Annotated in this window: 21 protein-coding genes and 1 tRNA gene; 10 read left to right on the top strand and 12 right to left on the bottom strand. The window is 40.6% G+C overall.

The genetic code is table 11. The annotated features are described in order from the left end of the window. Positions 1–223: 223 nt before the first annotated feature. Positions 224–1,051 carry a type I methionyl aminopeptidase gene (map, locus tag AY607_RS13180; RefSeq protein WP_064102766.1) on the bottom strand — a complete coding sequence of 276 codons (828 nt, stop codon included), beginning with the start codon at positions 1,049–1,051 and terminating at the stop codon, positions 224–226. Between the two features lie 207 nt (positions 1,052–1,258). Here map and rpsB point away from each other — a divergent pair, with 207 nt between their 5' ends. Next, a complete protein-coding gene (gene rpsB / locus AY607_RS13175; RefSeq protein ID WP_064096196.1) occupies positions 1,259–2,005 on the top strand; it encodes a 30S ribosomal protein S2 in 747 nt (248 codons plus the stop codon). Positions 2,006–2,147: 142 nt separating this feature from the next. Beyond that, positions 2,148–3,026, top strand: coding sequence for a translation elongation factor Ts (tsf, locus tag AY607_RS13170; RefSeq protein ID WP_064096195.1), 879 nt, complete (start codon positions 2,148–2,150; stop codon positions 3,024–3,026). 352 nt (positions 3,027–3,378) lie between these two features. Here the strand turns inward: tsf and AY607_RS13165 are convergent, their stop codons facing one another. The 7 genes from AY607_RS13165 to AY607_RS13135 form a co-directional block, all read right to left on the bottom strand. Continuing rightward, entirely contained in the window at positions 3,379–3,834 is a 456-nt protein-coding gene (locus tag AY607_RS13165; protein ID WP_064102765.1) for a DUF962 domain-containing protein, read from the bottom strand. Positions 3,835–4,075: 241 nt separating this feature from the next. Further along, positions 4,076–4,690 (bottom strand): septal ring lytic transglycosylase RlpA family protein, encoded by a 615-nt coding sequence (locus AY607_RS13160; protein WP_064096470.1) that lies wholly within the window; start codon positions 4,688–4,690, stop codon positions 4,076–4,078. 289 nt (positions 4,691–4,979) lie between these two features. Further along, positions 4,980–5,981 carry a lytic murein transglycosylase B gene (gene mltB / locus AY607_RS13155; RefSeq protein WP_064102764.1) on the bottom strand — a complete coding sequence of 334 codons (1,002 nt, stop codon included), beginning with the start codon at positions 5,979–5,981 and terminating at the stop codon, positions 4,980–4,982. A 303-nt stretch (positions 5,982–6,284) separates the two neighbouring features. Continuing rightward, positions 6,285–6,938, bottom strand: coding sequence for a hypothetical protein (locus AY607_RS13150; RefSeq protein WP_064096192.1), 654 nt, complete (start codon positions 6,936–6,938; stop codon positions 6,285–6,287). Between the two features lie 19 nt (positions 6,939–6,957). After that, entirely contained in the window at positions 6,958–7,773 is an 816-nt protein-coding gene (gene queF / locus AY607_RS13145; protein ID WP_064102763.1) for an NADPH-dependent 7-cyano-7-deazaguanine reductase QueF, read from the bottom strand. Further along, positions 7,773–8,546: an ABC transporter permease gene (locus AY607_RS13140; RefSeq protein ID WP_064096190.1), complete on the bottom strand. Its 774-nt coding sequence runs from the start codon at positions 8,544–8,546 to the stop codon at positions 7,773–7,775. Before AY607_RS13140 ends, queF begins: the two co-directional genes overlap by 1 nt. After that, positions 8,543–9,478 (bottom strand): ABC transporter ATP-binding protein, encoded by a 936-nt coding sequence (locus AY607_RS13135; protein WP_064102762.1) that lies wholly within the window; start codon positions 9,476–9,478, stop codon positions 8,543–8,545. The genes AY607_RS13140 and AY607_RS13135 overlap by 4 nt, the downstream gene beginning before the upstream one ends. A gap of 189 nt (positions 9,479–9,667) precedes the next feature. Between AY607_RS13135 and AY607_RS13130 the strand changes: the two genes are divergently transcribed. Then, positions 9,668–9,743 (top strand) — tRNA-Arg (locus AY607_RS13130). Positions 9,744–9,777: 34 nt separating this feature from the next. On the opposite strand, the gene AY607_RS13125 is transcribed toward AY607_RS13130, so the two are convergent. Beyond that, positions 9,778–11,349, bottom strand: a complete 1,572-nt coding sequence (locus AY607_RS13125; protein ID WP_064096188.1) for a sensor domain-containing diguanylate cyclase — start codon at positions 11,347–11,349, stop codon at positions 9,778–9,780. Positions 11,350–12,332: 983 nt separating this feature from the next. Here AY607_RS13125 and AY607_RS13120 point away from each other — a divergent pair. Then, on the top strand, positions 12,333–12,551 hold the full coding sequence (locus tag AY607_RS13120; RefSeq protein ID WP_064102761.1) for a hypothetical protein: 219 nt from the start codon (positions 12,333–12,335) through the stop codon (positions 12,549–12,551). Positions 12,552–12,746: 195 nt separating this feature from the next. Here the strand turns inward: AY607_RS13120 and AY607_RS13115 are convergent, their stop codons facing one another. The 3 genes from AY607_RS13115 to AY607_RS13105 form a co-directional block, all read right to left on the bottom strand. Beyond that, a complete protein-coding gene (locus AY607_RS13115) occupies positions 12,747–13,097 on the bottom strand; it encodes a hypothetical protein (RefSeq protein WP_064096186.1) in 351 nt (116 codons plus the stop codon). A 200-nt stretch (positions 13,098–13,297) separates the two neighbouring features. After that, positions 13,298–13,888 (bottom strand): hypothetical protein, encoded by a 591-nt coding sequence (locus AY607_RS13110; protein WP_064096185.1) that lies wholly within the window; start codon positions 13,886–13,888, stop codon positions 13,298–13,300. Between the two features lie 101 nt (positions 13,889–13,989). Further along, positions 13,990–14,688, bottom strand: coding sequence for a DUF3820 family protein (locus AY607_RS13105; RefSeq protein ID WP_064096184.1), 699 nt, complete (start codon positions 14,686–14,688; stop codon positions 13,990–13,992). 328 nt (positions 14,689–15,016) lie between these two features. Here AY607_RS13105 and AY607_RS13100 point away from each other — a divergent pair, with 328 nt between their 5' ends. From AY607_RS13100 to AY607_RS13075, 6 genes are all read left to right on the top strand, one after another. Continuing rightward, the gene (locus AY607_RS13100) at positions 15,017–16,261 is read left to right on the top strand and encodes an alpha/beta hydrolase (RefSeq protein WP_064102760.1); all 1,245 of its coding nucleotides are present in this window, start codon (positions 15,017–15,019) and stop codon (positions 16,259–16,261) included. Positions 16,262–16,414: 153 nt separating this feature from the next. After that, on the top strand, positions 16,415–17,665 hold the full coding sequence (gene glyA / locus AY607_RS13095) for a serine hydroxymethyltransferase (RefSeq protein ID WP_064096183.1): 1,251 nt from the start codon (positions 16,415–16,417) through the stop codon (positions 17,663–17,665). Between the two features lie 551 nt (positions 17,666–18,216). After that, positions 18,217–18,621: a nucleoside diphosphate kinase regulator gene (gene rnk / locus AY607_RS13090; protein ID WP_064096182.1), complete on the top strand. Its 405-nt coding sequence runs from the start codon at positions 18,217–18,219 to the stop codon at positions 18,619–18,621. 287 nt (positions 18,622–18,908) lie between these two features. After that, a complete protein-coding gene (locus AY607_RS13085; protein ID WP_064102759.1) occupies positions 18,909–19,700 on the top strand; it encodes a hypothetical protein in 792 nt (263 codons plus the stop codon). 16 nt (positions 19,701–19,716) lie between these two features. Beyond that, on the top strand, positions 19,717–20,850 hold the full coding sequence (locus AY607_RS13080) for a toxic anion resistance protein (RefSeq protein ID WP_064102758.1): 1,134 nt from the start codon (positions 19,717–19,719) through the stop codon (positions 20,848–20,850). 37 nt (positions 20,851–20,887) lie between these two features. Beyond that, positions 20,888–21,805: a hypothetical protein gene (locus AY607_RS13075; protein ID WP_064102757.1), complete on the top strand. Its 918-nt coding sequence runs from the start codon at positions 20,888–20,890 to the stop codon at positions 21,803–21,805. Positions 21,806–22,056 lie beyond the last annotated feature (251 nt).

The following is a 22,056-nucleotide window of genomic DNA, read 5'->3' as shown; positions in this document are numbered from 1 at the left end:
AAAAAAGCACATTATCTTAGCCTAAAATAGTGCAGATAGGGCAAAAGAATTTGGAAAACTTTAAGGAAAAAATGGTGTCTTGGCCGAACTTTATCTTGAATTTCGATATGCTCGGAGCGGGAGAGAAGAGACTTGATACATCTCGGTCATGCATGTGGATGCATGAAATATAAAATAAAAATGGCCACTTTAAAGTGGCCATTTTGTGTTGCTGATGTTGTGGTTATGCACTAAAACGTGACAAATCTTCGTCTGGGCGTGCTGTTAAAATTTCCGCGCCAGTTTTGGTCACTAGAACTGTATGTTCGTATTGTGCTGACAATGAGTGATCTTTGGTGACTACTGTCCATTTATCGCCTAGTAATTTGGTTTTCCAGTCACCACCATTGACCATCGGTTCAATGGTAAAGGTCATGCCTTCTTCAAGGATCATACCGGACTCTGGCTGACCATAATGCAGGACTTGCGGTTCATCATGGAAAGTCGTACCAATCCCATGTCCACAATATTCACGTACTACGCCAAAACGTTCGGATTCAACATACTGCTGAATGGCATGACCGATATCACCAATGGTTGAGCCCGGTTTTACAGTTTCAATACCACGGTACATGGCTTCTTGGGCTACATTACATAGACGGTTGGCAAGGATCGTGGTTTCACCACCGACGATGTACATCATATTGGTGTCACCATGATAGCCATCTTTAATTACGGTCACATCAATATTCAGGATGTCGCCTTTTTTCAATTTTTTGCTGTCTGATGGAATGCCGTGACATACCACGTGGTTCACAGAGGTGCAAATCGAATGTTGGAAGGCAGGTCGACCCGGTGCAGCACCATAGCCTAAACATGCTGGAATGGCCTGCTGCTGATTGACAATATAGTCATGACAAATCGTATCAAGTTCCAGTGTAGTAACACCCGGAACAATATGCGGTTTGATCATATCCAAAACTTCTGCCGCCAGTCGCCCCGCTACACGCATTTTTTCAATTTCGTCAGGGGTTTTGATAAGTCGACGTGGAGCTTGATAAGTGTTGTTCATGATCTCTAAAAACTTTTGGAAATTTGTGTGTGACTATGGTATAAATAGCCGCCCATTTTATCAAATGCTTTTTCGTGAATAAATTTCACGGGCTTTGTGCGATGAGGCAAAAAAATCCGCACATATATCGACACATTACTCTGGGTGCCCTTTGGGGTGGAGAATGCGGGTATATGGAGGCCTAACCCAAACTTTAAGGTAAAGAAAATGGCAGATTACAACGTAAGCATGCGCGACCTTCTTCAAGCTGGCGCGCACTTTGGTCACCAAACTCGTTTCTGGAATCCAAAGATGCGTGAATACATCTTTGGTGCGCGTAACAAAATTCACATCATTAACCTTGAGCACACTGTTCCTGCGTTAAATGATGCTTTGAACTTTGCTAACAACTTGGCTAGCAAAAAGAACAAAGTTTTGTTCGTTGGTACTAAGCGTGCAGCTTCTGCAATCATCCGTGAACAAGCTCAACGCGCTGGTCAACCATACGTAGATCACCGCTGGTTAGGTGGTATGTTGACGAACTGGAAAACACTTCGCCAATCTATCAACCGTTTAAAAGACCTTCAAACTCAATCTCAAGACGGTACTTTCGCTAAGCTCACTAAACGTGAAGCTCTAGAGCGTACTCGTGAGATGGAAAAACTTGAGCGTGGCTTAGGCGGCGTTAAAAACATGGGTGGTTTACCTGACGCATTGTTCGTAATCGATGTTGATCACGAAGCGATTGCAATCAAAGAAGCGAAGAACCTTGGTATTCCTGTAATCGGTATCGTTGATACAAACTCTAACCCAGACAACGTAGACTACGTTATTCCGGGTAACGATGATGCGATCCGTGCAGTAACTCTTTATGCTTCTGCTATGGCTGATGCGATTATTGCTGGTAAAGAATACGCTCAATCACAAGCAAATGCACAAGCTAAAGCAGAAGAAGCTCCAGCTTCTGAGGCTTAATGCGTTTGACGCTAGCTTGTCATTCTTGCGACATGTGATGGTGGTAAAGTAAGCGTTATGTATGCAGGCGGCCCATGAGAACTCCTCTGGGCCGTTTCTGTTCTAAAAAGAATTCATTTTCTACCGAATTTAGGAGATTAACATGACTGCAGTTACAGCAAGCATGGTTAAAGAATTGCGCGATCGTACTGGTCTAGCAATGATGGAATGTAAAAAAGCTTTGACAGAAGCGGGCGGCGACGTTGAACTTGCGATCGATAACCTACGTAAATCTGGTCAAGCAAAAGCTGCTAAAAAAGCAGGTAACATTGCTGCTGATGGCGCAATCACGATTGCTCAAGAAGGCAACAAAGCACTTCTTCTAGAAGTTAACTGCCAAACTGACTTCGTTGCGAAAGACGAAAACTTTGCTGGTTTCTCTGCGAAAGTTGCTGCTGCCGCTCTTGCTGCAAACGTAACTGAGCCTGCTCAAATTGCTGAATTGAAACTAGAAGATGGTACGACTGTTGAAGAAGCGCGTATCGCTCTTGTTCAAAAAATCGGTGAAAACATCCAAGTACGTCGTGCAAAAATTGTTGAAGGCGAAAACCTTGCAGTTTATAAACACGGTCTTAAGATCGGTGTTGTTGTTTCTTACACTGGTGATGAAGCAACTGGTAAAGGCTTGGCAATGCACGTTGCTGCGTTCAACCCAGTCGCTGTAAATGCTGAAGGCGTTTCTGCTGAGCTTATCGCGAAAGAGAAAGAAATCGCTGAAGCGAAAGCACTTGAATCTGGCAAGCCAGCAAACATCGTTGAGAAGATGGTTGTAGGTTCTGTTGAGAAATACTTGAATGAAGTTGTTCTTGAGCGTCAAATGTACGTAATCGACAACGACAAGAAAGTTGCTGACGTTCTTAAAGCAACTGGTACGACTGTAACTGATTTCGTTCGTTTCGAAGTTGGTGAAGGTATTGAGAAAAAAGCAGAAATGAGCTTCGCTGACGAAGTTGCTGCTGCTCAAGCTGCTGCTGCACAATAATTTGTCTCTTGACTAATTGTTGAGTAGAAAAAAGCCCCGTTTGGGGCTTTTTTTATGCCTAAAATTTGCGGGTTTAGGTCAGCAAATGATTTCTAAAAATTTAATAAAGGTTAAGATAAAAAAATATGCGTAAATCATCATGTCACCCAAAACACATGTTGCTTTAGTTTCGATTATTACCCTTTGTGATGCGTTATATGTCTATCTTGAAGAGCATGAATAGAGTGGAAAATTCAATGTGATTGACTGCGATGCAGTATGAGACTGAGTGAAAGTGTTCAGATCATGGCTTAAACCACTAGAAAAGAGCCTATCAATAAGGCTCTTCTCATAGGATAAATCGAATGTAGCATCAGATGCTCATGATTACGCTGTTATGACGCGATTTCCATTTTGGTAGGATTTTACCTAGATAGGCATCCATGCACCAAATTGGGCCAATGAGGAGGAATTGGAGGTCTTTAAGGAAAGAAGGCTTTTTGCCTTCAACTTTGTGCCCATAAAATTGTCCAATCCAAGCCAAGACAAACAGGGCGATAAAAAAACCTGTACCCACTGGCAGAATCCAGATGAGCCAGGCCATGACCAAAGTCAACGTAGTCATGGCCACAGCCAAAACAAGATCCAGGCGTGCATAGAAAATAAAAGCCAAAATCAGTAACAGGGCAGTCAGTAAGGCGCTAAAATGCGCCAGAATGCCAATAATCGAAAAATAGATCGTCGGTACGCAGACCCAGTGAATCAGTTTATTGGTTTTATTTTGGTGGCTGTCACTATATTCATCAAACCATTCAGATATTGTTTTCATTCTTCGCTCCATTCCATGAACATGTTTTGCGTATTAGGCAATATAAAGCAGAATTTGCATGCGGTCAAAAGTTAATCATGTAGGCAAATGAATTTTATCCGGTCTGAGGAACATGCCAAAATTTTTTTAAATCATTTAAAAATAGCGTTAAACCAAACTGTTTATATTCTCATACAATATCAAGTGCAATAAAAAAAGCCACATTGCTGTGACTTCTGTTAAATGTGTTGCAGGTCAAACCTTAAGAATTTGGACCAGCGACACGCTCAATACTGACTTTTGCAGTACCGGCACTGGTAATACCTAACTGTTTTGCAGCACCGTAAGATAAATCAACGACACGGTTACCATGGAAAGGACCGCGGTCATTAACTTTCACCACGACGCTTTTGCCGTTATTACGGTTGGTTACACGAATATAGCAGTTCAATGGCAGGCTACGATGAGCAGCAGTCATTGCGTTCATGTCAAAGGTTTCACCGCTTGCAGTTTTACGGCCGTGGAATTGACGACCATACCAAGATGCTGTACCAGTCTGACTGAATTTACGTACAGTATTTGAAGCCACTGTATTCAGTTTTTCAATCACTGAAGGCTCTTCTGCAGGAATTTCAATTTTCGCTGCGATAGTTTCACGGCGAACTTTATCGCCAGAACGCTCAGTGATTGAAAGGCTGTTCAAATTGGTGAAATTTGAATTGAAGCTTTGAGCTTCTTTATTGAGTACTCGCGTTGCAAGGCGCGAATTATCATTTTCATTGGTGAATGAAGATGACGGAACCATATCTGCCTGCGATTGCGTCAGCGTGACAATCGTGGCAATGGCCATAAAAGACTTCAAAATTGAAGAATGCATCGAATCAACTCCTAACAGCATATCTATTTGGTTGTTCATAAATGGCTGAAAAACCATGTAAACATGCCTGATATTTAACTTATGCAACTACATTTAACGAAATGGATAATATTCATGCTGACAACACCCTGTCTAGTGTTTAATTAAAATAGTTAAAAAAAGAACGCAAAATAAACAATGATTGATTAAAAAATAATCAATATTGTAACATAATATTAAAATTGCTTAAAATATGCTCAAATTGGCCCATAAAAATGTTGACTTTCATAATTTGTATTAATTATTAGTGTTAACGGTTGGTAATTTCCGTACCTAATAACCACAATGCAGTGGCATACATACGGCTGCGATTATAGGTGGTAATCACTTGAAAATTTGGATAAGTGATGTAGTAAATCTGGCCATAATTCTCTTGTAATTGAATCACATTGACCAAGTCCAGATCATCAATTTTTACAATCGGATTCATCGGGCTAATGCCTTGAGTTTTGAGTACACCATAAGGGATAGGCTGGGTGAGATCCTTGGCAATTACTGCATCTGGATTTGAACCGGTATAACGTGCCGGAAAGGCAATCGGCTGATTACGCTGCCAGCCATGCTGTGCCAGATAGTTGGCAATCGAACCTATTGCATCCACTGCTGAATTACGCAGGTCAATATGACTATTACCATCGTAGTCCACACCAAACTTTGGAATATTGCTAGGCATAAACTGTGGATAACCGACAGCGCCGGCATATGAGCCCACTATAGAAGAAGTTGCTACCCCATCTTTATAAGACCAGGCAATCAGGGCAGCCAGTTCATCCTGAAAATACTGGGCACGGCGCTCATAACCAAAACCTAAGGTTGCCAGAGCATCACGAGTGATAAAAGAACCCTTGTTGCTACCAAAACCGGTTTCCACGCCTAAAATGCCTAGAATGATTGATTGCGGCACACCAAACTGCTGTTCAGCACGGTTAAGCGTATCCGCATATTGCTGTTTAAAGCGTACGCCACGCTGAATGGTAGATTCAGACAGAAAATTGGTCTTATACGAATACCACGGCTTACTTTCACCTGGGCGATTCATGATGGTGATGATATTAGGCAGGTTACGCGTCCCGCTCATGGCTGAATCGACTTGCTGGGCACTCAGTCCATAGCTTTGCATGGCATTTTGCTTAAAGCTTGCATAAGAAGGATGATACTGGAAATCGTTGGCCAGGCTAAAACTGCTAAGACCAAATGCGGTAAGTGCGATTGAAAGCTGTTTAAACTTTTTATAAAAATCCGATTTCAACATCTTGCTACGATTTCCAGTTTTTTAGATGAGTTGCTGGCGATGTCATTTGAATCATGCCATGAAAAAGATTGATAAATTTTTTCAATCTTAGGGCTTAAAGTGCCAGATTAAAGATAACATTCGGATGATTAAGAGACCTAGCTGCTTATACAAAAATAGCGAAAGTTTGGCTATTTTTGCGGCAGTATGGCTTGCGCGGCAGCTTATCTGTAACAATCTATTTCACTGATCATAAAAAAGCCTGACAGAAGTCAGGCTGATTTCTCAAGATTCACAGAAAATCAGAGATTGGACTATCCAAAACTATTCTGTATAGAACAAAGTGTCGTGATATTCGGCCATGGCGCGCAGCTCATCTTTATTCAAATTCAGAATGATTTTATCTGCTGCCATATTAATGGCCTTGATCACTGCAGATGCGCCAATATCTGCTGCCTTACGTTTGATCATGCCAAGATCCAGGGTTTTATTAAAGTCGACCATAAAATGTCGTACTGTCGCTTCACCAAATTGCTTGTAAAGATTGCTAAATGCCTGTTTGTCGATACTCTGACCGGCTTTGAGTTCCGCATAATGATGTTTCAAATTCGTCACCAGATTGGCATCGAGCGACTCACCGACACGTAAATGTCCATCAGGATCTTTAAACAGGCTACGCTCAGAGAAGGTAATGGATTCTCTAACCACCTCATTCGGCGCTTTACTCAAAAGCTGCTTCAGTAAAACTGCAACAGTCGACTTGATATAACCTGCCAGTTTTTCCGCAGTATCGCGTTTATCGCTGGCAGGAAAGCGACGCACCAGCTCGGTGAGAATCGCATCAATAATTTCATCATTGATCATTAATGCGGTTTTATCACGCAAGGGGTAAAGCGGTTCACTGGAATTTTTGTTTTGTTGTGCAGTCTGAATTGTATTTAAAAGCTCTGCAGAAGGAATAAACCCAAAAAATGGCATTGTTAAACCTCAATGTTTTTTATTGTCGCGCTAAACGAATAGGGCGAGGCATCCATGTTAAATCTGATACACGGCAAGGGTTGATATCCAATCCACCCCGGCGTGTATAGGTTGCGTAGACCATCAGCTTTTCAGGTTTGAGCTGTTGCCAGATATCGGCAAACATCTGCTCCACACATTGTTCGTGGAAACCATTATGCTGACGGTAGGAAATAATATAAGCTAAAATGCTCTTATAACAAGGTTTTTTACCCTGATAACGTATAAAAACTGTTCCCCAGTCCGGCTGGCCAGTAACTGGGCAGTTACTCCTGAGTAAATGTGAATACAGCTGGATTTCGCCTTCTGCTGCATCATCCGAATCCAAAGCCAATAAACTGGCATCTGGATAATTTTCCAGGCGCTCAGGTGTAAGCTCATCAATACAGATGCCTTCAGGTTTACTAATCTCTAACTCATCGACCTGAAACAGTTGCAGTTTGACTTCAGCCTCGGCCGCAACAGATAAATCTTTTTCTACGATCGCGATAAAGGCATCTTTAGATTCAAACTTGGCAAAGTTCAGACTATTGAAATACAGCTTCAAGGATTTGGATTCGATCAGATTTGGTGAGGACGCTGGCAAGCTGATCCGTCCAATAGCGACTTGCGGCACACCCGCTGGATTTAACCAGGAAATTTCAAATACATGCCACCAGTCAGTACCTTGCTGAATCGCTTCAATATGTGCGTATTGTTCACGGGCAGGCGCGCGCGAAATTGGAAACAGAACATCAGGCTGATATTCAGTAGGATAATTGGTATCTTTACCAAGGAGAGATTGTTCTACACTCATTATTCACGCATTCCTGAACCACGGGAGAGTAAATGATAGGCCACTGCATACAGCACGGCACAACATAAGGTAATCACTGTCAGTGAAACGCTCACATTGACATCGCTATGTCCTAAAATGCCATAGCGGAAGGCATTGACCATATATACGACAGGATTAATCAAGGATAAGTTTTGCCAGAATGGACTTAAGCTCGATATGGCATAAAACACACCACCCAAATAGGTCAGTGGTGTTAATACAAAAGTGGGGATGATCGAGATATCATCGAAAGATTTGGCATAAACGGCATTGATAAACCCACCCAAAGAAAACAGCAGGGAAGTAATCAAGACGGTATATATAGTCACAAACCAGTTGGTGATATATAAGTCAGCAAAAAATAAGCTCACTGCACTGACAATGATTGCAACCAGTATCCCACGAATCACACCGCCCAGCACATGACCCCATAAAATGGCATGCATCGGTACGGGACTCATGATCAGTTCTTCAATGCTTTTCTGGAATTTTGAGCTGAAGAAGCTGGAAGAGACGTTGGCATAGCTGTTGGTGATCACGGCCATCATAATCAGACCGGGCACAATGAACTCCATATAACTATAGCCGCCCATTTCTCCAATGCGTGAGCCGACCAGATTGCCGAAGATCACGAAGTACAAGCTCATGGTGATTGCAGGTGGCAACAGGGTCTGCGGCCAGATGCGCATAAAGCGACGCACTTCTTTATAGACGATGGTATATAAAGCGACGCTGAGTTGATTAATGTTCATTGCGCAGCTCCATCCAGATTTTTCTCGACCATTTTCACAAAAAGCTCTTCCAGACGATTGGATTTATTGCGCATACTGCGCACCTGAATATTCTGTGATTCCAGTAACTGGAACAGATCATTCATGGTGTGTGCCTTGTCCATGGTGATTTCTAAAGTCATCGGATCGATCAGGTTAAAACGCACGCCGATAATATCCAGATGCAGCGGTTCAATCGGTTCGGCCAGATCGAAAATAAACGATTCTTCATTGAGCTGACTCAGGAAGTTTTTCATGGTGGTGTCTTCTTTAATCACACCGCGGTCAATAATCGCAATGCGGCGACACAACATTTCTGCTTCTTCCAGATAATGCGTGGTCAGAATGATGGAAGTACCTTGTTCATTCATCTCGTTCAAAAATTCCCACATCGAACGACGCAACTCAATATCAACACCTGCAGTCGGTTCATCGAGAATCAGCAGTTTCGGTTCGTGCATCATGGCGCGCGCAATCATCAGGCGGCGTTTCATTCCGCCCGATAACAGGCGGGCCTGAGTGGAACGCTTTTCCCATAATCCCAGTTTGTTCAGATAAAGCTCTGCACGTTGCTGTGCAATTTTTTTTGGAATGCCGTAATAGCCTGCCTGAGTCACTAAAATATCGAAGGTCTTTTCAAACTGGGCAAAGTTGAATTCCTGAGGGACCACACCTAGGCACTGTTTGGCCTGTGAAGGGTGGGTGTCCAGATTATGACCAAAAATCTCGACGGTACCGGATGTTTTTTTTGTTAATGAGCTGATAATACCGATGGTGGTCGATTTTCCTGCACCATTGGGGCCCAAGAGTGCATAAAACTCACCTTCTGGTACATTTAAGTTAATTCCTTTCAATGCCTGAAAGCCATTGCGATAGGTCTTCGACAAATCCCTTAAGATCAGTGCATCAGTCATGAATATCTCAAATGGTAAAAGTTGAGATATTGTGAGTGATCTAGCAAAATAAGCCAAGTGATTCACATGCAATTCTGTGTTGCTATTTTGGAACATTGTATAAAGCTTAAGCATAAAAATGATGAAGTTAGAGATAGTTGCTTTACCTTATGCTTTTTTTTGTTATGATGTGCGCGATCCAAAAAAGATGCGCTCATAGCTCAACTGGATAGAGTACAGGTCTCCGAAGCCTGTGGCGTGGGTTCGAGTCCCGCTGAGCGCACCATTTAATTTGTTGTATATAACTGAAAAAAAATAAATTAATAACGAACGCAGTTTCGTCCATCATCTTTCGCCCGATAAAGATTGTTATCGGCAATTTTCAAAACGTCTAGTATGTTTTTAGAGCTGTCTGGCCAAGAGGCTATGCCAATCGAAATGCTGATGTTGCCAATGTTCTCAATCTCTTTGGACGCAATTTCTTTTCTGAACCGTTCCGCACTTTCATAAACTTCATCCAGATTGCTGTTTGGGATAATGACGATAAATTCTTCACCGCCATAACGGCAGCAAATATCCTCTTTACGAAAATTTTGCTGCATTGTATGGGCAATATGTTTTAAAACCATGTCACCTTGATCGTGACCATAATTATCATTCACTTTTTTAAAGTGATCCACATCCATCAGCAGGACTGAAAAAGGAATGTTCATTTTTATATTTTGAGTCATAACATAATTCAAGCCGCGCCGGTTCATCAGCCCGGTTAAAGGATCTGTATTAATATGATGATCCATTTTGCTCATTTGTTGTGAAAACTTGCGGATACTTAATAATAGTGCCAATTTGAATTTTGTGACCTCATAATACCAGGGCTGTATAGCTTTAATTTTTGAACTGATTTCTGCCTGATTCAATAGACTCGCCATATCTGCCAGCTGGTTTAACGGGGCCGAGATAGAATCAGAAAGCTTCCATACAATATAAAAAACCAGCAGGTAAAATAAAAAGAAGCCTGCGGCCAATTTATAAAGAATAGAATTGGCCTGTTTAAGTAATTCATGAGTAGGCTGTTGGGAAACCACAATCCAGTTTGAAGTCGGAATATGAGAAAAACCCGCGAGATTATCAACTCCCTGGCTATTCACTAAACGAATTTGACCATGCTTATGCGCATGCATATATTCTAGGCCAGAATTATTGCTGGCCGATTGACCGATTCTTTCAGGATCGGGATGAAAAATTATTTCATTTTCATTATTAATCACATACATATAACTATTTTTATAATTCTTATAGGTCGTTAGAAGCTGATTGATCACATTTTTTTCTTTTAAATAAATTGCAGAACCAATGAAACCCTGATAATGATTTGACTTATCAAAAATAGGTTGAGAAATAAATACGATCAAATTTTTTCGGACAGAAAAATACGGAGAAGATATATAAGTCGATTTTTTATGAAGAGAATCACTAATCCCCGGAGTATGTTGTATTTTACTTCTATCAATATTCAGAATATTCGGTGAAAAATTGATTAATCGGCCTTGGGGGTCGCTGATGACTACACTGTTATAGTGCTCAGACTGATATTTTAATTTATTGACCTCAGCTTCTCTAAGCTCATTGTTGTTAAAGTCTTGACCTAATATTTTTGCGCTATAGTTTAGCTCAAGAAGCATGTTTCTAAAGTGATTGTCTGTACTCAATGCAATTTTATGGGCATGGTCAGCATTTAAGATGAGAGAGTTATCGATTAACTGATTTTTTACGATTTGATAGCTAATAATGAGCGAAATAATAAAAAGGCTGGACACACTAAAGATAGCCAATAAAAGTATTAACTGCCTTAAATTGAGATCAAGGTATTTCCTAAAATTATTAGCTGACATAAAAATTTAGACATATCTCGATGTATTTATGAGCATTGTATTGTATTTATCTTCAATATTTAAAGCTGATATAAAATTAAATTTCCATTAGGGCAGCGTTGTTATCTTGAGCAGAATTAAAATTTCCAGACTGTTTGTATATAAACCTACTGGAATCTTAAAACCGGATAATGTTCTGAATATCCAGTCATGCTATACATTAAAAAATAATGTCGGGCTGTTTAGACAAATTTTTGAATAAACATACGATATGAGTAGATAGGAGGAAGAGTTTGGACAAAGTTATGAGGTATTTATCTTTATAAGTAGATGAGGTGATTACATGCAATCTATTTTAGAAATCGACGCGAGCCTGTAGAGATACAATATATTTTTACATCATCATCTTTCTGAAGGCGGGTGTAGATTAGGAATGCGATTACAGTTTAATTTTTAATATATTATTGAAAATAAATAGGTTTCTATCTAAGTGTCTAACATGCCTTTGTATATAAAATCATATTTTAAAAATAGAAAAAATTTTGAAGAATAGGTGGATTCAAGTAGAGGGTTTATTAATAAAATAGCCAATAATATTTTAGTCTTCTACGAAAAAATCACAATTAAAATCTTGTATAAGTCTTTTTTAGAAGTGTAAAAGGGTATTGTCTGCTGAAAAAAAATTGCTATATTGAACTCATGGTAGGTCGTAAAACCAATAAGACGCTACCGAATAGTTGGACGGATCAATGATAGTTAGTTGAGTTTGATGTTTATCATCAGACAATAAATCTAACACTAGCCATCCAACACAGAGCTCGCAGAAATGCGAGCTTTTTAATTTCTGTCTAAAATAATATTGCACTAATTTTAATATTTTACTTCTTGCAATTCATCCTTATAAAAAAGTTTACATTGCCAAATTCGCTAACATCTTTAACCTTAATCGTTGGACTAAGTGTGGTATAAAAAACTGCAAATTGGAGAATTTAGGAGGAAAAGAAATGTCTAAGATAATCGATATTAAGGTGAAAGATCAATTTAGCAAAGTGATTGAAGTGAAAGCCATGCTACGTTCCTTTGCAGAACATAACAATGATCAGGTAGTTGATTTAGTTAAAAAAATTGAACATATCGTGGTGGATGGAGAAACAATTCTGCCGAGTATTGAGCTGTTATTTGAAAGCCAGCAGTCTTCCAATATTTATCGTGTTGTAGAATAATTCAATCAGTGGGCATCAGATAGGTAGTGAAAATTGAACTTATTCATCCGACATCACCGATCCAGCATATAAAAAACTCACCTAATTGGTGAGTTTTTTATATGTCGGCAATTACTCACCTTGCACATAATTTATCTAGCTGTAAATAAAGCAATCTCTCATGACAATAAAGAGCTGATTTAAATAACTAACCGTTTAAATCTGCTTAAGTAATATGTTCACATCATATTTTTCAAATTCTTGCAAAATTTGCATTAAAGTCCGCTGAGCTGTTGGATGTTCAGGAGTTAAGGAAATTTCCTGACGGGTGGTGCTGTCAAAACATTCGATGGCTTGAATCAGCCAATGATGTTCGAGAGGACTTTTTTCAATCAACACACGGCGCGGTTGCAAGTTGTCGCACATCTGACGTGGAAGCACATAGGTAATTGCCAGTTGCACAAGTTGCAGTTCTTCCGCCGGGCTTAAAAAAGTAATCACCCAGTTGCCGACTTTGCTGAGTTGCATAGGATTATCAAACGCATCGAATTCTAAATAGCAGGACATATATATGATCCAATCGAATGTCTATGCTCATTATATGGCGGGATTATAATTATTTTTCTATCACGCTTAAGTCTGATATTCAGGGCTTTAAATTTGATCTGAATATAAATATTTATAATAACCAATCAGTTATATTATAAAATCAAAGAGAACTTATTGTTAAACTTGCTCATTTAAGAGTTTTAAAGACTCAGAAGGTTTTATTCATGAACTTCATTTTGCTGTAATTGATCTAGAGCAAAATTGATCTGCTTCAGAATATGATTCAGTTCTTGAGGGGCAATGCGGCTTTCCTGAAGTGAGGTGGTCCATTGCATTTGACAAAGTTTCAAACTGCGTGCATCCCGAGCTAGTGAAATATGCTGTACTTGCTGTTTGGCCATCAAGCCGCAGTATTTTTGTAAGCTTTCCATCATCAGGTATTTGAGGTCTTCAAAATACAAAGCCTGCGGTTCTGGCAGATGGGAATGATTGTCTTGATTCATCCCGCTAGATGAATTTAGAAGGCGATGGCTCTCGGAATGCGCCAGGTCAATTTTTGTATCTACTTTTATCTCAGCTGTTTTCTGACAATGTATTAAATCGCCGGTTTCAGCTGGCCCAATTAATTCCATGGCATAAAGTTGATCTAAAATTTCGGCAGGAGCAAGTTGCTGTTTTAAAGCGTCATTTAATAGGTTGAAATCCTGGCTGCCGATCAGAACCAATAAGCGGCGTTGACGTGCGGTGAGTGGAAGAGAGCGATCCTGGAGTACCTCGATCCCACGTTGAGTCTTATAAAAATGCATCATAGCTGAATAGATAGTTGCTTAAATTCAGCTTGAGCATAGTCTGTCAGAATTACACTAATATGAAGTATTTATTAAAATACCGAAGCGTATTTCGATAAGATTTATAATGTGGTAATCGCCGTATTTTCAAGGGCCTTACGTAAATAAGGATCAAGTTCGTCCTGACGCAATAACCATTGTACGTAGTCAGCCGGAAGTTCTGCAATGGCAGTACCGCGATGTTTACCAAAATTTATGGTACGTGGAATTCGGGCATCTTCAGAAGCCTCGAATAATTCCTGCATACTATTGATTTTTAAATGATGGACAATGTGCATCAGAATATTGGCAGTTAAAATGATGTCCATGTCAGCACGATGCGCTTTACGGATCATTTCACGCGCTCGCTCACTGCCTTTGGTGATCATGTAAATCAGGGCGGAAATATTATGTGCTTCTGCATCGGGCCAGACCCGGCGTGCTAAAGCCAGTGTACAGATCGCCTTGATTTTCGAGGTATCAACATCGCACTTTTGAATGGCACGGAGGTCATAATCAATATTATGACCGATCATGTAGACTGTCTCATTCGGCAGGCTAAAAGTGCTGTAATGCGGCTGGCCTTCCAGATCCGATTCCAGAATATGATGCACGGCCATGGCAGCAAAAGAAATGGGTTCGTCACAGGTATAGAGCTGATCAAAAAGACGGCTTTTATCCAGGCTGATTTTATGATCTACAATTTCGACAGGCGCATAGGCAATTTCAATGGGTTGACCATTTAAAGTATGCGTTTCGGTATCAAGGATAATGGCCTGCATGTCGGAAATACACCTGAAAAGAGAAGAGAGTAAAATCTAACATTATTATTTTGCTACTGACAATTGAATTGCTTTATTTCTGTATTGATTGCAGGCTTTTTAACTGGTGGCGACCATGTGTATGGTTTGGGAAGATGGAAGTTTTGCCTCGTTTAAGTTTGTTAATTTAATAATAAATTTAAACTAATGTAAATTTAACACAAAAATAACTCATTCTTTTCTTGATATTCTTTAGATAAATTGGGAAATTAAGTCTAGTTTTATCGTTTGTTTAGGATAAAACCAGAAAAACTCATTAGATATAATAAATAAGACAAGGATAAGATCGATGAAACGTCATGTACTGACCTGTACTCTTCTCACATTAAGTTTAGCCTTAACCGCTTGTAACGATGATAGTGATAATGATCTTTTTTACGAGGCAAAACCTGCTATTCCGGTAAATAATATAGATAATCCGGTGGTGGCAACACCTGCAGCTTATACTCAAACAGATTTTTCAGGGAGCGCTGACGAAAGTGTGATCATGACCTATAAGATGTTAGGGGTTAATGGTAAAGAAACACAGGCCACTGCTTTAGTTTTTACACCCGAGGGAACGCCTCCAGCAAAAGGATGGCCGATCGTCGCATGGGCACATGGCACGACTGGTGTAGCTGATCAATGTGCGCCAAGTCGAAATGAACTTAATCCTTTTATCAAAAATATGATTAGTGGATTCCTTCAAGCTGGCTATATCGTGGTTGCACCTGATTATGAAGGATTGGGAGAGCCGAGTGGCAAAGAACCCCATCCTTTCTTGAATCTTAAGAGTGAGGCATATTCGCTGACCGATGCAGTGGTGGCTGCAAAAGATTATTTAGGGTCAGAAGCTTCTAACCAATGGATGGCGGTTGGACATTCTCAAGGTGGTCAGGCTGCTTTAGGTGCTGCCCAGTATGCTGCACGCGCTTCTCAAATGACCTATAAAGGTACGGTCGCTTTAGCACCCGCTTCTAATTTCAGCCTGATTTTGTCAGGAGGTGAACAGCAGGCAGGCCAGGAAACAGATCTGAATAAAAAAATTGAAACTTTAGCGTCTTTAGATACTTTTACTGCATTGATTGTTGCGGGGTTGCGAAACCCGAATCCAAATCTGCAATATAGCCAGATTTTCAAAATGCCAACCGATAACATTGCGAAGAATGCTGAAACAGATTGCTATGACGTATTGGGCAAAAAATTCGGTAATGCAATGGGAATTTATCTTAACGATAAAAAGACCTTAGAAGGATACCCGCGTACTCAAGCTAATTTTATGAGTATTCCAGTGGTGAAAAGCTTCCTGGAAAAGGATTCTCAGCCTTTACTGGTGAAAGTCTCTACACCGACCATTATTTATCAGGGTTCAGTAGATAGTACCGTTCCGAAAGCAGCAACAGATGTTTTAGTTCAATTAGCGAATCAGAAAAAAACCTCAGTACGTTATATTACGGATGAATCAAATACGACTAAATGGGATCATGGTAGCGTCTATGCACTGAATATTGCTAATATTATTTCAGATGTAAAATCTCTAATGCCAATTCAATAACTTATTTTTATCTAAATGGCTCATGTTTTTGAGACATGAGCCATTTTTATTGCAAAGTGGAGAAAGTTCATGATCGAAAATTCAAAACTTCATGCTACAATACGCGCCAATCTTAGCACGGCTTAAAAGCCCTAAATCAATAGGACCTCGCTAATGTTTGCCAATATCTCTATCGCTGAATTTGATCCAGAATTAGCTCAAGCAATCTCGAATGAGGATGCTCGTCAAGAAGCTCATATTGAGCTAATCGCTTCTGAAAACTATTGCTCACCAGCAGTCATGGAAGCTCAAGGTTCAAAACTTACTAACAAATATGCGGAAGGCTACCCAGGCAAACGCTACTATGGCGGCTGCGAATATGTAGACGTTATCGAACAATTGGCGATTGACCGTGCTAAAGAACTCTTTGGTGCTGATTATGCTAACGTTCAGCCACATGCTGGTTCACAAGCAAACTCAGCAGTTTACTTAGCGCTTCTGAACCCAGGCGATACAGTTCTGGGTATGAGCCTTGCTCACGGTGGTCACTTGACTCACGGTGCAAAAGTAAGCTTCTCTGGTAAAACATATAATGCAATTCAGTACGGTTTAAACCCTGAAACTGGCGAGATCGATTACGAAGAAGTTGAGCGTTTAGCGCTTGAGCACAAGCCACGCATGATCGTTGCCGGTTTCTCTGCATACAGCCAAATCGTTGACTGGCAGCGTTTCCGTGACATCGCGGACAAAGTAGGTGCTTACCTGTTTGTTGACATGGCACACGTTGCAGGTCTGGTTGCTGCAGGTGTTTATCCTAGTCCGGTGCAAATCGCTGACGTAACTACGACGACAACTCATAAAACACTTCGTGGCCCACGTTCAGGTCTGATCCTTGCGAAAGCAAACGAAGAGATCGAGAAGAAACTTCAATCGGCTGTATTCCCGGGTAACCAGGGTGGTCCTTTGGTTCATGCGATTGCGGCGAAAGCAATTTGCTTTAAAGAAGCTATGGCGCCTGAATACAAAGCTTACCAGCAACAAGTTGTAGTAAATGCTAAAGCAATGGCTGAAGTATTGATGGCTCGTGGTTATGAAGTTGTTTCTGGCGGTACTGAAAACCACTTGTTCCTGTTATCTTTAATTAAACAAGACATCACAGGTAAAGAAGCTGATGCCTGGTTAGGTGCTGCTCACATTACTGTGAACAAAAACTCTGTACCAAACGATCCACGTTCTCCGTTTGTGACTTCAGGTATCCGTATTGGTACACCTGCTGTGACTACTCGTGGTTTCGGTGAAGCTGAAGTACGTGAACTTGCTGGCTGGATCGCTGACATTCTGGATGCCAAAGGCGACGAAGCTGTCATCAGTGCAGTTAAAGAAAAAGTTGCAGCGGTATGTGCTAAATTCCCAGTTTATGCATAATTGCTTATAAACGGAAAGGAGCTCCCAACCGGGAGCTTTTTTTATAGCTGTATAAAGTAAGGCTGCAGAATATGTTTGTACTTGATCGAGCTCAATTTCAGTTGAGATCACTATGTACAAAATGATGTTTTAAGTTCTATAAATGTCTGCCTGAAGACTATGATGTAAGACTAAATTATCAATAAAATCATATTGAGTTTTTCTAAATCTGGCTTAAAGTTTTCATCAACTCTCTTTATTTTTAAATGTTTTAAAAGAGTGGACCATTCGCTCCATGTAGTGCTTCACACCATTTACAGGGTCATTTTTCAGAATCTGATGTTTTAAAAATATTGGATATCCTGCTGGATGGCACGCTAGATAAAGCACTTGAGTAAATCCCATGTTACTGTAAGGAAATACTGAAAAAGTGCTATGAATGACATCATTCTTTTTTATTTAAATATTCTATGGATTGGTGGCATTTGAATTTAGGCAAATCCTATATTTAAAGATGCTGCCGGCAGTTAATTGATTAATTTTTCACTTATGAATTAAACAAGGTAATAAGAATGACTAAACCCAACATTATTTTATCTGAGCAGGATTTGCAGCGTCTAGAAACGATGCTGGAGAACCAGAGCAAGCTGAGTGAAACCATGATTCGCTTAGAGGATGAACTGGCACGTGCCGAAGTAGTTGAGCCAAAAGAGATCGCAAGCAATATCGTGACCATGCATTCACGTGTCCTTTTGACGATTGCGCCTTCAACCGAAGCGGTTGAGGTGACCTTGGTTTACCCACATGAATTTAACGGTGAAAAAGGGCAGGTCAATGTGGTCGCACCCATAGGTGCAGCCATTCTGGGGCTTGCTGAAGGTCAGACCATTGAATGGCCACAGCCGGATGGTCATACGATGAAAGTGACTATCGAGAAAGTGCTCTATCAGCCGGAGAGCGAAGGGGATTATCTCTAAGTCCGTTGAACATCTTTTAAAAGCCATAGCAATATGGCTTTTTTGTATGTTGATTCTAGCTTTTATAAGCTTTTAGAAAATTTAAAAAGTTTTAAGGGGTAAATATAAATATTCGTCTATATATCATGTAGCCTACATCATAATTAAAATAAAGATAAAACATGGATTTAGTTAAAGTGATGTAACGAATTTCTGGATAAATATACACAACGCAGCCTGTTTTTTTGCTACATTCAAAGATGTTCAAGATTTCTTTAGTTCACTTTTTAAAGGATATCGTCTCCCCTATGTCGCGCTTTGAAGCCCTGCCTGCCTTAACTGACATGACGTTTGATCGTGAGGAAATTCTAGCGATCAAGCGGAATGAGCTTGTACCTGCACTGGCTAATCAATATGGGCTGAACCATTATGCTGATGCCTTGATTCAGGCTCAGTCGGTTCTGCTGAATGGGGTCGATCCGCACTTGACCCAGCAACTGAGTCAGACCATTGAGCAATTGATTCAGGCACTGGCAGAATCTAAAAAGTATCTGAAAAAACGTAAATTCAATGCTCTTCAGAAATGGCTAGGCATTGATCTGGATTATGGCTCTAGTCAGGTTGAGTATTACCAGCGACTGGATCGTCTGCTGGATCAGGCTGATCACTTAAGCCGCAAATTGCAGATTGAAATCCAGAAATCGCAATCCCGATTCCAGCAGATTTTAGGTTTGCGCGAACAGATGGCCAAGCATATTGTCGCGGCAGAAGAGTTTCTGTCCGAATATCCGCAATTTGTGAAGAATCAGCATCCTCTGGATAATTTTTCAGAACGTCTCTCCAAGAAAATCAATACCCTGCGAACCTTGCAGAGTAGTAATGACATTGCCATTACCCAGATGCAACTTTCCCAGCAGCTTTCCTTTAGCTTGCTGGATCGCTTTAAGGAGGCTCAACAGGTATTGATTCCGGCTTGGCAATATCATGTCAAACAAAGCCAGACGAAACACTCGACAAGTGATCTGGAAAAACTTGATAATAGTCGTGAGCGTCTGATTAAAACGTTAAAAAAATCCCTCGAGAAACCCTCGAAATCATAACAATATAAGGTGAACTATGACCAAGTCTGATTTAGTAAATTTACCTGTTGAAAGCTCGAGTGAACTGGTCGAACAAAAATTCCAGCAAATGGACCTGAAAGAACTGGGCCTGCAGCCTGCTGACTTTCAGGAAGTGCTGGCTGCACGTAAAGAATTACAGAACATGAGCCATAACAGCGTGGCGGAATATGGTAAAAATATTGCGACCAAAACCTCGACCTATACCGATGAATTACTGAATCTGGTTCAAAATAGGGATCTGGATGCCACAGGACAAAAGCTGAATCAGGTCGTGCAGGTGGCGCAGCAGCTGAACACCAGCAGTATTCTTAATAAAAAGAAAAGTTCAGGTTTTTTTGGCAATATCATCAGCAAATTTAAAGGTGCAAAAGATAACTTTGATGCACATTTTAATACCACCAAAGAGCAGCTAGATGTGCTGGTGAAAGAAATCGAAACTTCACAATCCGGACTGAAAGCCCGAGTCGATACCCTGGACAAAATGTTCGATGGAGTGCAGGAAGAGTATAAGCAGCTCGGTATTCATATTGCCGCAGGCCGTTTACGCGAACAGGAGCTACAACAGGAAATTGCTGCTTTAACCGCCTTGCCACAAGACCAGACCACCACACAGAAAATTTATGATCTGAATCATCTGGCCAATAATCTGGAAAAGCGTATCAGTGACTTACAGGTCTTGCAGCAGTCTGCCATGCAGACCTTGCCGATGATCCGGATTATCCAGTCAAATAACCTCATGCTGGTCGACAAGTTCTATGCAATCAAGAATATTACTTTGCCGGCATGGAAAAACCAGATCAGTCTGGCAATTTCCTTGAGCGAACAAAAGAACAGTGTCCAGCTGGCCAATACCATTGATGATGCTACCAATGAGCTGCTGCGCCGTAATGCAGACCTGTTACATCAGAACTCGGTCGATACGGCTAAAGCTAACCAGCGCTCGGTGATTGATATCGAAACGCTTGAACATGTGCAAAATACCCTCATTAAAACTGTAAATGATGTGATTCAGATCCAGAAAGAAGGTGTACAAAAACGTACAGAAGCGACCGTGCGTTTAAAAGCTTTACAGGATAATCTGAATCATTTGGTAATTGAATCAAGTACCAGTGGATCCAAGCCCAACTAAATCAGGTAGGGCTAAAATCTGTAAGAAGGAGTAGAGATTGCCGCCCTTAGATGAATATGCCGTCAAACCTCAGGACATCAAGCAGGGTGTAATCGCACTCAAAAGACGTCAACGCAATTTGATGTTATTGGGTTTGACCACATCTACCGTATTTATAGCCTCATTGATCAGCCTGTTTTTCCAGCAGGAGCTGGTCTATGGCTTTTTTGGTCTGAGCACTGAAGTTCAGCAATTGCACTTACCAGTCAGTGTCGACGCTGCGCTGGCTAGCATTGGTGACAGTCCAGATTATTTTTTTAGTTTGTTAAGCTGGATTGGCTGGCTAATTATTAAAATTTTTTCTTCTTTCATTGGCGCATTTATTGTAATTAGCCTAATGAAAAAGCTACGTTTCTTTTATGTGCGTTTTCAGTCTTTCGTGCTGAAATTTGTCGCATGGCTGATTGCATTTATTCTGATCTGGTCAGGATTAACTTACTGGCAGCATGATCTGCGCAATGATCAGGATGATGCTTATCAGCAAGTGGTGTATTACGATAGTAATATCAATGACAGTGAAATTGCCCGTTATCTGGCCGATTCAGAGATTGCTGCCCCCGTGAAGTCTTATTTACTGGCACAAACGGCACTGTTACATAAGCCCGTCGATTTATCTGCAGCACGGCCTTATGTGGCCCAAGTGGTTGAGGCCGAGAAAAAAGATGCCAAGTTTGAGCAATATGGGTTCAAACCTGAACAGATCTGGACCATGCAGCAACAGGTCTATGGCAAAAGTTTGACTCCTGTGGCGCAAAGTGTAGAGCGTCAAGCACAGCAAGCTGACGAGGTTACTAAGATCGTGAATATCGTGATCATTGGTATTGCTATCTTGTCTGCATTGCTCAGTCTTATTCTATTTTTACTGGCTCATTCGATTAAAGGACGTTCATTGCGGATCGAACAACGAATTTTCTAAACTAAAAAAATGCTTCTGAAAGGGAGCATTTTTTTAATCTTTAAATTTATCTCTCTATAATTTGATTCGGTCATAATGTATAAAATTATTAATAGAATAATAATTAAATTTTTAATCATAAAATCCGATCAATAAAATAAAAACAACCTGTTTTACCTATTCAATCGATTGTCCTATCATGGCTGTATCAAATAAACATTTACTCCTCTGGAGGCGTTAGCAATGTTAGACCAAAATACTTCTGCCCAACT

Source organism: Acinetobacter sp. SFA (genome assembly GCF_001647535.1).
GTDB lineage: Bacteria > Pseudomonadota > Gammaproteobacteria > Pseudomonadales > Moraxellaceae > Acinetobacter > Acinetobacter pecorum.
Note: the sequence above shows the minus strand (reverse complement) of the source record. Positions and strands in the feature narration are given on the sequence as shown.